The following is a 10,976-nucleotide window of genomic DNA, read 5'->3' on the forward strand; positions in this document are numbered from 1 at the left end:
AGCCCCCATACTTTAGCCGGTGCGGTTGTTCCAGACGCTTGCGTCAAAGCCTGACGGCAGTGGGTTGCCCATTTGCTCGTTCGGGCCTGAGGATAATCGGCTATCGGTGGTTGTAGGACATACGACTATTCTGCCGCTAGCGGCTTCTCTTACCCACTGAGAAAATTCGTCAAGCCGCCGTGCGAGATATTCCGGGCTGAACAGGTCCTGAGGCAGAGCCTGCCTCATTGGTGTGTCAGTGGAATCGTCAAGAAGATCTGCTTGCCCAACGGGTACTGGGTCAGTTCCATATTTTTCCGGTTGGTTTGACTCATTGTTTTTGACCTGATCACTTGGGCGGTGTATCTCATCAGCTTTCAATTGTGAGTGGAAATTTGCTGCTGGGGCAGGGATCCTTGTGTTTTGGGAGGAGCTACCTCTGGCAGGGATGCTTGTAGCTGAGCTCCGAGCCAGATCTTTAACGGGTGCTGCTTTCTTGCTTGTGCGCGCATTCGCTCGGTTAGCAGCATCTGACTTGGCTAAGTAGTTAATTTTTGCTGGTCTTTTGCCGCGCTCATTCATGACCTCACGCATCACATCGTAATCTGGCTCGATATATTCCATAGTGGTCGCGATATTGGAGTGGTTGAGCAGGTTTTTTGTAATGTGAATATTGCGCTCCGGTTGTCGCATCATTTCACTGGCGATGGTATGTCTGAAGCGATGAGGGGTCATTCGAACGCCCGTCATAGCGGTGAGCTTTTTGTACATGGCTTCCACCTGGTCAGAGTTCATCTGTGACCGACTGTAATGGCCGGAAAACCTGTTAACATTGAAAATCTGATCCGTGGGTGCGAAGCCGACTTTGTGCGCGATTTCCATGAGCAATTTCAGATGAGGCATCAGTCCGTCTGGAATGGGGATCATGAATTCTCTATGGGTTTTTTCTGTCTCTCCCCTGACTCTGATCAGGCGTTGTCCCAAATCTATATCGGCATACCTCAAGCAGATCAGTGCATTGAGCCTGATGCCCGTGTAGTAGAACATTTCAAATACTGCGAGCCAGAACCATGCGGGGGTGATCTCTGTTCTGTTCCCGGTTGCACGCTCCTCCTGGACCAAAATGTTTAGCCAGTTTCTTGCGCGCACAATGGCGTCTGTGTTGATGGTTTTCTTCGGACGTTTTGTTGGAATCACGCGCGTTTCTTTCAGAGGATTCACCTTGAGTTCGACGAGACCGTGTTCCATTGCATACCGGTATACCGTTCGCAGGTGACTGGAGTACGTATTCCAGCTCCGCTTGGAAACTCTCTCCAGTTCGGATCTGCGCCAGTCGAGCATGTCCCGGTGCGTCGTCTCGCTTGCCAGACGGTTACCGAAGAATCTGACATAGGACTTTGTGGCAGCCCAGTAGATCTTGACGGTGTCGGGTCTCAGGTCATGAGTGAGGATGTATTCCTGGGTCAGTTCAGGCAGTGTCATCGTGTTCATTCAGATGCTTCCTTATCTGCCAAGTCCGCCAAACTGACCACAGGGTTATCGTAGGGCACTTCACTGAAGACGTCGGTGGGCTCTAGGAGCAGATAGCCCCGCAGTTGCTTGCTTTTGCGCGGTCCTTTGACCAAGCATGTCCAGATGTTCAGGCCTGCGGGCGTCTTCCGATGTTTTTTCAGCTTCTCAAAAGATCGCTGGACCAATTGCCAGGCTTCGAGAGCGCGCTCTTTCGCCTCGTGCTCAATCGCCGGATGCTCAAGCGCGTAACGTTTGAAGATATCCGGACTGACCAGAAACGCCGTGCTGTCCACGGTATGTACACGCGCTTTGGCGTCATTGATAATGATCCGGTGAGAGATCACACCGCCCTTCAGCCAGGTGAGGAAGTTGGTGCCATGATTCGGGGCCGAGTTATTCGAGTTCTTGGCAGTGTCTGTTGCTGGAGTTGTCTCAAAAACGGGGATGTCAGACTCAGCCTGCTTGGGCTGACTAAGCCGTGCAGGTGGTTTGGTTGGAAGAGAAAAGGGGATCTGGTCGTCGTCAGTGCTCTCCGGGCTACTTTGCACTGGTGCAGTTGGAGCAGCAGGTACTGGATCGGGAAATAGATCGAGCAGCTCATCCAGCGCATCAAAATCTTTTACTGGTGCCGGTGCTTGTTTCTGCGAGGATTGCTGCGCCTTCTGATTGACCGCGGCAGGTATCTTCTTATTGTTACCTGTCGATAGTGGTTCGGCGGCTCCCACAAGCGCTTGCTCGACTTCTTCCACCGGTCCTGCGGCTTCCACCGTAAGGGTGCCGGTATACGCCTCTGGTCTTTCGGTAGCGTTCGGCCAGATCAATGCCGGCGCGATTTTCAGTAGCGTGAGCGTGTTCTTCCAGCCTCGACCATTGTCGATGTTGGCCTTCCAAATGGCTTTTCCCTCTCCATTAGGCTGAATGATTGCCTGATCCTGGAGCAGATTGAACATGGGGGCATTGGACGTCGGAATGTGCTCAATGCCCTGTGACAGCAGATGAGCCCTGAGCTGGTCTACCGCAGGCTTGCTGACAAGCCACAAGCCGTCCTGCGTCAGCCAGCCGTCTGAAGGACCATCGGGCTGGTTCAGCTTGAATTTCTCAGAGATGAGCATCCTCAAGCCTTCGGCCAGCTGCCGCTGAATGGATTGTTTAGGCGCTGACATTGCCCGACCCGGATTGCCGCCGAGTTCTTGCGCCACCGATGCCTGATCCGCCTGTGAGACAATTTCTCCCAGGATGTCGGCATGCTCATATTGCCCTGCGAACGCGAACACCAGTTGGGTCCAGAGCTCGGGAAACCCGCTGAGCCAGTCCAGTGCCTTCGCCGGAATGACATTCGCGTAGATCAGCGACGAAGCAGCTCCATGCAACCGGTAGTCCCGACCTTTCACGTACTTGAATCGGTATGGCTGATCCAGTGGCCCATGCCATGGATGCCAGGTCGTGCCGTCTGCCAGTTCCACCTTGACGTCTACAGCAATCTTGCCCAGGTCATGGACGAGCGCACCATAAGCCGATGCTGCAGACCACGCTTCGGACTGGGCAGCCTGTGACTCGGGCGGAGCTCCGATTGGCAGCAGATACATTTGCCGAATCTTCAGTGCGTAGGCGACGATTTCAAGACCGTGATCCAGCATGCCACCATGATAGGCATGGTGATGATTCTCCGAGGCAGGGAGATGCTGCACCAAGGCTGCGTAGCTCTTGAATGCCTGCACGTATAGCGTATCGAACTGCGTGCGGGGCAGGGACGTTCGCTGCCATATGTTTTCAATGAGCTGACGCCGTCGGGGAGTAGACAGTAACGCGTCGGCAGACTCGGGTTTGGTAAACCCTGCAGCATTGGAGGGCGTGGTTGGAGATGTTTTTCTTCGCTGAAAGAAACTAAGCATTGAGGTACCCATGATGAAGTCATGGTGGGCCTTTTGCTCTATAGGGCTCAGCGTGACAAGTCGAAACCCATATCCATCCTGGAAAGGTTAAGTACATCAGCCGCCACCTGAATGGTTGGGATCCAAACAGTGTCAGCGAACCGATGTTGCCATGCTTGCCGAAGAAAATGTAGTCTCCAAGTGCTTGTTTAGGATGGTTTTTTGTAAATTTCAATTCGTGCAAAGCTGCCTTTCTGGCCCTTTCGGCATCCATTTCCGGCGGGCTCGCCGGCCTTTTCGGGTAAGGCACTTACCCTTATTCCCCGTTCCATTCAAACCCTTCGCCTTGCCATTTGCTTCAGACCATTTCGGCTCTTTGGGGCTTTGATTGCCTCAGCCTTCTTCATTGCGCCTGTGAGGAGAGGGGCTGAAAATCAACCCGTTTGTACGGGGAACTGGGCAGCAGGGAGGCGAGGCGCGAAAAATTTGGAACCAAAACTGGAAAAACATCCACTCAACGTGCGCGAATTTTGTCGCTTTGGGACAGGGATAGTTGGGCAGACACCAACATTGCTTAAGGCTAAGCGTTGCTGCAGGTTTGGCAGCACAAGCGCTTTATGGCTAATGTTTTCCTGGTAGAAATGGAGTGATTATCAACTTATGAAAGCATTGGGCTTAATGGATAACCAGAGGCTTGAACTTGTGGATTGCAAGGATCCTGTCATGCTTGCTCCTGACGGCGTAGAAATCGATATCGTGCTATCAGGTATATGCGGAACTGATCTGGCGGTATTGTCGGGCCGTGAAGGTGGAGAGGTGGGCATTATACGCGGGCACGAAGCAGTTGGCATTATTATCGATGTAGGTAAGGATGTAGTACACCTACAAAAAGGGATGCGGGTGGTGGTTGATCCCAACGAATACTGTGGCGTTTGCGAACCTTGCCGTCTTGCTAAAACGCACCTATGCAATGGGGGGGTGAACGCTGGGTTGGATATCGCAGGTGTCAACAAACATGGAACTTTTGCCGAGCGCTTCGTTACTCGTGAGCGTTTTGTGTATCAATTGCCAGACGATATGAGCTGGGCAGCTGGTGTGTTGGTTGAGCCTGTTGCCTGCATTCTGAATAATATAGACCAGGCGTTCATTCGAGCGGGAGAGCGTGTGTTGATCCTAGGGTCTGGCCCTATGAGTCTGATTGCGCAGATCGTTCTGCGCTCAATGGGAGTTGACACGCTCGCCACTGATCGAAACACACATCGCATACAGTTCGGCCGCTCACAAAGTCTTGATGTTATACATGCCGATGATCTTGAGTTGCAGATGCAGCACCAAGAAAAGTTTGATGTTGTTATCGATACTGTCGGTAATCAGATCGATACAGCTTCACGCTACATCGGTCGCGGAGGGAGAATTGTACTTTTTGGATTTGATAGTGACTATCACTACATGCTGCCTGTAAAGTACTTCCTGGTTAACGCTATCAGTATTATTTCTGCTGGAGAATACAATCAGCACTTTCCTAGAGCAATTCGTCTTGTGCAAAAACTTCCTGAGCTAGGGCGGCTGGTAACGCATCGCTACGTACTAGAAAATCACTCGGAGGTTTTCGATGCACTTCTGAACGATGCTTCCGCCCCCAATATAAAAAGCGTATTCACACCAAATCTCGCTTATCTTTAATACCCAATTTCCTCTGTATGATACGAACGGAATAAAGGAATAAAGGAATAAAGGAATAAAGGAGTCAATATGAAAGTTACTGTATTCAGTCAGATATCAATTGATGGCAAGTTGACGATGGGCAAAGGCGCATCCAGCAAGCCGTTGTTTCAGAACTTTGATGATGATGACATGCGTTTTATCCATAAGTTCCGCGGCGAAGTCGACGCAATCATGGTAGGGCGCAATACAATTGTTACTGACGATCCACAATTGACCAATCGCTATGAGTCGGGTCGTAACCCAATACGTATCATTCCCACCACCTCCTTAGATCTGCCTACTTCCGCCAGTATTTTCAAATCACCAGAGAAAACTATTATCGCAACTAGCGAACAGGCTCGTGATCATGAAATGGTCAAACATATCCGTGCTTGTGGAAAGGAGGTGCTCTTTGCCGGTGCAAAGCATGTCGACTTTACACGACTTTTCCCTATGCTGGAGGCGCGCGGAATAAACCACATAATGGTTGAGGGCGGTGGCCACCTGAACTGGCAGGTATTCAATCTCGATCTGGTAGATGAAATTATACTCATGCAGGTGCCTATCATCATAGGTGGTGCGGCAACTGCAACGCTTGCTGACGGGGTGGGGTATCGGGATATCAACATGGCCAATTCGTTTACGCTGCATGCTTTAGAAGCACGCCCCCATTACAATCTCATGCACTTCAAGCGCGAATCGAACAATCGGAGCCCATACTGATGCAGGCGATAGGGGCTGTTATTTTTGATATGGATGGAGTTCTGGTTGACAGTGAGCCCCTTTATATGGAGCAGGAAAAGAGTTCCTGTTTGCGCTACGGCGTGACCCTTAATGAAAAAGATCTGTCACGTTTTTTGGGAACTACACAGCACTACATGTGGAGCACGATTAAAAATGAGTACGCGCTCACTGAATCCATCGACCACCTGATGGCACAGCATCAACAGCAATTAATGCGCTCAATCAGTTTTGAATCGTTTCAATCCATGCCTGGCGTGGAGGCGCTTCTCAACTTACTGGAGCATACCGGAGTGCCCTGTGCCGTAGCCTCTTCGTCTCCACGTAATTTGGTCGAGCTTATATTGAAGAAAACGAAATTGCGTCGATTTTTCAAAGAGGTTATTTGTGGTACTGATGTTAAAGAGAGTAAACCGAATCCGGAGATTTTTCTTACGGCGGCCAAGGGACTTGGAGTGTCACCTCGTGCATGTCTGGTTATTGAAGACTCCCATCACGGTGTTACCGCTGCGAAGGCCGCTCATATGTTTTGTATAGGTTTGCGTCATTCCAGCTCATTGCAGCAGGATCTGAGCGCTGCTGATCTGATCGCCAATAATCATTATGACATCAAGCAATGGTTTGCAGAAAAATAGTATGAAAAAACTCAATTTTTCCGAGCTGAACTGGATTAACACTCCTGAGAATTTCTCGATTACCGAAAATGAACTCGTCATCCATACGTCACCTGATACTGACTTTTGGCGGGGTACCTATTATGGTCTTGAATACAATAATGCTCCGGGTATTGTGATGCGCAGCGAGGAACGTTTCTGGACGCTGAAATCTAAGGTCGCGTTTGAATCCAATATGTTTTTTGATCAGTGTGGAATGTTGATCTATATAGATGATAATAACTGGATGAAAAGCGGGATCGAATATCAGAGTAATGGCTATCAGCAGCTTTTTTCGGTGGTCACGAATAACGGGTTTTCGGATTGGGCAATGACCAATCTTGATCGTGTTACGCAGACTATGTACTACCGACTTAGTCGCCGGGGCAACGATTTTCTGCTCGAGCATTCCGCTGACGGAAAAATCTTTAATATGATGCGGATGTTTCATATGTTTCAAGCACATACCACGGTTCAATTCGGGTTCTTTGCGAGTAGCCCGGGTGACTCGTCATTTGCCGCACACTTTTCGGAAATAGAGTGGACAGAGTGTCTGTGGGATGCGCATACCTCCTCCCGTTTCTAATTCAAAGAGTCGTGTGAGTAATGAAAAATCTATTCAGCCAAAACAGTTGCGCACTTTATGCGTGCTACGCCGCCATGGCATGTCTGGCCATGGCGCTTAACTTCCTACCGGTATATCTGACTTCATTCAGTGATACGTTCGGTGGAGCATCAGGGCTTACAGCTGAGCAACTTGGCAGAATTCCCGCTGTCATGTTTCTCAGTTTCATCGTTGCAATTCTGGTTACGGGGCCTTTGGCGGACCGTGGCAGCGCCATGGCTTTCATTCTCATCGGTCTGCTGATCACCATGGCCGGTTTGGGAGTAGTCGCCTGCTCTCCTTCCTACTCCTTTCTGTTGTTCGCCGTTGCGGTTATGGGTTTTGGCGCGGGTGTACTGGACATGATCCTGAGCCCCATCGTGGCGGCCCTGCAGCCAGATCGGCGTAGCGCAGCCATAAACTGGTTGCATGCTTTTTTCTGCGTAGGTGCTGTGGGGGCAGTGCTGATCGCCAGTGTCGCGCTGAGGTGGGGTATTTCGTGGCGCATTGTTTCACTCGTCATGATGGCTGCGCCTTTATTTACTTTTTTGCTGTTTCTGCGGTTGACCTTGCCCCCCTTAATAGATGAAGACACGCAACGTGACTCGATGCCGGCGCTTATCCGGCAACCCTTTTTTATCGTTTGTCTGATCGCCATCTTTTTAGGTGGAGCAACCGAAACAGGGCTTTCACAATGGCTGCCTACCTACGTCGAACAAGGATTAGGGTACTCGAAAGAAGCTGGTGGCTTTACGCTGGCTGGATTTTCCGTCGGTATGGCACTCGGCCGAATGGTCGCTGCGGTCTTGCAAGAGCACATCCCACCAGTTCCTCTGATGCTGGGGTGTTGCGCGGTTACTGCTGTTCTTTTCATACTAATCAGTTTTCCGCCTAGCCCTGTAATTGCAATAGCTGCTGCTATTGCCGCAGGATTTTCGGGAAGTTGCCTTTGGCCAACGATGCTAGCTGTTTCTGCTGATGCCTACCCCCAGGGAGGGGCGACAATGTTCTCTGTATTGACAGCGATCGGCAACGCGGGGTGTAGTATTGTCCCTTGGTTGGTGGGTGTCATCATAAATTATTCAGACATTCACATTGGATTGTTGGCGGTCATGGCTTGCCCGGTAGGGATGATGGTGTTGCTCGTATGGATGGCTCGTTGGTCACGTGGAAAGGCTGTGATTCCTCCTCCTTGACCAAGGTAATCTCCGAACAAGTCCCCAAATGTGATGAAATACGCCCTGACCACCTGATCCGAGCTGCTCATGAGCCAGATGAGCTTTTCCGATTTCGAATATGCTGGCAAGCGCAAGCAGACACGCCGCGAACGCTTCCTCGCCGAGATGGATCAGGTCGTGCCCTGGACAGGTCTGCTGGGCCTTATCGAGCCGTTCTACCCCAAGGCTGGCGGTGGCAGAAAACCTTATCCTCTGGAAACCATGCTGCGCATTCATCTGCTGCAAAACTGGTTCTCCCTGAGCGACCCGGCCATGGAAGAAGCGCTCTACGAAACCACGCCCATGCGCCAGTTTGCACGCCTGACTTTAAGCGCCCCGATACCTGAAGACACCACGATCATGAACTTCCAGCACCTGCTGGAAAAGCATCAACTGGCCCCAGCGATCCTCGCGGTCATCAACGGTTATCTGCAAGAGAAAGGCCTGTCCCTGCGCCAGGGCACCATCGTCGATGCCACCATCATTCATGCCCCCAGCTCGACCAAGAACGAGGAAGGAAAACGTGATCCCGAGATGCATCAGACCAAGAAAGGTAACCAATATTTCTTTGGCATGAAGGCGCATATCGGCGCCGACGCCGAGTCGGGACTGGTTCATCATGTTCATGGCACTGCGGCCAATGTGGCCGATGTCACGCAGGTCGCCGAGCTGTTGCGCGGCGAAGAAAACGCGGTGTATGCAGACGCTGGATACATAAGTGTCGAGAAGCGTGAAGAGCATGAAAATCGTGAGGTCATCTGGCAAATCGCGGCGCGGCGCAGCACGTATTCCAGGTTCAATAAACGCAGCGTTCTCTACAAGGCCAAGCGCAAGATCGAGTACTGCAAAGCTCAGACACGGGCCAAGGTCGAGCATCCATTTCGTGTAATCAAGCGGCATGTATCAGTTGTCCAGTTGTCCGTTGTGAGCTTGATTTCAAAGGGAGTTGAGTTGAATATTGTAGTGGTCTAATGATTCCGGACACTCATTTAGGCGAGAATATCGCCAGATATAGAGGTGTCTGATGACCAAGCAACGCCGTACCTTCTCCGCTGAATTCAAACGTGAGGCCGCAGGCCTCGTGCTCGATCAAGGTTATAGCCATGTCGAAGCTTCTCGCTCGCTTGGAGTGGTCGAGTCTGCGCTGCGTCGCTGGGTTAGCCAGCTCCAGCAGGAGCGCAATGGCGTGACGCCTCAGAGCAAAGCCCTGACGCCCGAGCAGCAGAAAATTCAGGAGCTGGAAGCGCGCATCGCTCGTCTTGAGCGGGAGAAATCCATTTTAAAAAAGGCTACCGCGCTCTTGATGTCGGAAGAACACGAGCGCTTGCGCTGATCGATCAGCTAGGTGCCCATGAGCCGATCGAATTGCTGTGCGAGATGTTCGAGACACCTCGCTCGTGCTACTACGACCATTGCCAGCGGCGTCGGGCTCCAGACACCGAGCGGGTTCGTTTACTCAGTCGAGTCAATGAGCTGTTCGGGCAAAGTCGAAGCGCTGCTGGCAGCCGCAGTATCGTTTCGGTATTGCAGGAAGATGGCGAGCAAATTGGCCGGTTCAAGGTACGTGGCCTGATGCGGGAACTGGGATTAATCAGCAAGCAACCTGGCTCTCATGCTTATAAAAAAGCAACAGTGGAGAGGCCTGACATTCCGAACATTTTGAATCGGCAGTTCGATGTACCCGCGCCCAATCAGGTTTGGTGTGGCGACATCACCTACATCTGGGCGCAAGGAAAATGGCATTACCTGGCGGTGGTTATGGATCTTTATGCGCGTCGGGTGGTGGGCTGGGCGTTTTCAAACAAACCGGACACGGACTTGGTCATCAAGGCGCTGGACATGGCTTATGAGCAACGCGGCAAGCCTCAGGGCCTGCTGTTTCACTCAGATCAGGGCTCCCAATATGGGAGCCGACAGTTTCGCCAGCGGCTTTGGCGATACCGCATGCGCCAGAGCATGAGTCGCCGAGGTAATTGCTACGACAACTCGCCGATGGAGCGTGTATTCCGCAGCTTGAAAACCGAGTGGATACCCGCCGTGGGCTACATGACGGCCCAAGAGGCACAGCGGGATATCAGTCATTATCTGATGCATCGCTACAACTGGGTTCGGCCACACCAGTTCAATAATGGACTGGCACCCGCTCAGTACGAGAAAAAACTTAACGTCGTGTCCGGGATCAGTTGACCACTACAATATACCAAGCTTAGGTCTATAGATTGATATCAATACTGCATGCTTCAGCCGACCAGACTAGGTGACACATGAGCACAGACGCCAATACGGATTTACGCGGAGCAGCGCGTTTTGGTCACATGCTCGGTCATGGTCTGCGTCGAATACTTAATGTTGAGCGCGCGTTCTGGTCGCTTTTCGACCGCACCGGTGTGCCCAGAGTGATCGTCACTCCAGTCAAGTGGTGTGCCCGTGCGGCGGTGATCGGTACTGGCGCATTTTTCGTGGCTTGGGGATTGTTGTATGTTTTGGCGGTTGTTTGCTTTATTGCAATTGCAATCGGTTTCGTCACAAACCCTGATATTGAACGCTCTTTGCGTGGTTCTCAGCTTGTTCATTTTGATGGGGATGGATTTGGTGATGAAGAAGATCTTACCTCCAGCAAGGTCAAACGCAATGGCGTAGATGGCTTCGGTAACTATATTGGTGGTGTTCGTGTTGATTAGAGTGCCGAATCCGT

General features: G+C 51.4%; 9 protein-coding genes and 1 pseudogene. 8 read left to right on the forward strand and 2 right to left on the reverse strand.

Going from position 1 to position 10,976, the window contains the following annotated elements:
• Positions 1-12: 12 nt before the first annotated feature.
• Positions 13-1,470: a site-specific integrase gene (locus I9H09_RS07005; RefSeq protein ID WP_005769281.1), complete on the reverse strand. Its 1,458-nt coding sequence runs from the start codon at positions 1,468-1,470 to the stop codon at positions 13-15.
• Entirely contained in the window at positions 1,467-3,395 is a 1,929-nt protein-coding gene (mobH, locus tag I9H09_RS07010; protein ID WP_236502613.1) for a MobH family relaxase, read from the reverse strand. Before mobH ends, I9H09_RS07005 begins: the two co-directional genes overlap by 4 nt.
• A gap of 627 nt (positions 3,396-4,022) precedes the next feature.
• On the opposite strand from mobH, the gene I9H09_RS07015 reads away from it, so the two are divergent.
• From I9H09_RS07015 to I9H09_RS07050, 8 genes and pseudogenes are all read left to right on the forward strand, one after another.
• A complete protein-coding gene (locus tag I9H09_RS07015) occupies positions 4,023-5,045 on the forward strand; it encodes a zinc-dependent alcohol dehydrogenase (RefSeq protein WP_005769283.1) in 1,023 nt (340 codons plus the stop codon).
• A 69-nt stretch (positions 5,046-5,114) separates the two neighbouring features.
• Positions 5,115-5,789, forward strand: coding sequence for a dihydrofolate reductase family protein (locus I9H09_RS07020; RefSeq protein WP_005769284.1), 675 nt, complete (start codon positions 5,115-5,117; stop codon positions 5,787-5,789).
• Positions 5,789-6,442, forward strand: coding sequence for an HAD family hydrolase (locus tag I9H09_RS07025; RefSeq protein ID WP_122346835.1), 654 nt, complete (start codon positions 5,789-5,791; stop codon positions 6,440-6,442). The genes I9H09_RS07020 and I9H09_RS07025 overlap by 1 nt, the downstream gene beginning before the upstream one ends.
• Before the next feature lies 1 nt (position 6,443).
• On the forward strand, positions 6,444-7,046 hold the full coding sequence (locus I9H09_RS07030; RefSeq protein ID WP_122346834.1) for a DUF1349 domain-containing protein: 603 nt from the start codon (positions 6,444-6,446) through the stop codon (positions 7,044-7,046).
• 20 nt (positions 7,047-7,066) lie between these two features.
• Positions 7,067-8,260 (forward strand): MFS transporter, encoded by a 1,194-nt coding sequence (locus I9H09_RS07035; protein ID WP_122346833.1) that lies wholly within the window; start codon positions 7,067-7,069, stop codon positions 8,258-8,260.
• Positions 8,261-8,329: 69 nt separating this feature from the next.
• Positions 8,330-9,235 (forward strand): annotated as a pseudogene (locus I9H09_RS07040) (IS5 family transposase); the annotation flags it as partial.
• 70 nt (positions 9,236-9,305) lie between these two features.
• A protein-coding gene (locus I9H09_RS07045) for an IS3 family transposase (RefSeq protein ID WP_122346372.1) occupies positions 9,306-10,468 on the forward strand; the annotation gives its coding sequence in 2 pieces (ribosomal slippage) (positions 9,306-9,561 and positions 9,561-10,468; 1,164 coding nt in all).
• A gap of 77 nt (positions 10,469-10,545) precedes the next feature.
• The gene (locus I9H09_RS07050) at positions 10,546-10,962 is read left to right on the forward strand and encodes a DUF3742 family protein (RefSeq protein ID WP_122347445.1); all 417 of its coding nucleotides are present in this window, start codon (positions 10,546-10,548) and stop codon (positions 10,960-10,962) included.
• The last annotated feature ends 14 nt before the right edge of the window (positions 10,963-10,976 follow it).

Source organism: Pseudomonas tremae, from assembly GCF_023278125.1.
GTDB lineage: Bacteria > Pseudomonadota > Gammaproteobacteria > Pseudomonadales > Pseudomonadaceae > Aquipseudomonas > Aquipseudomonas tremae.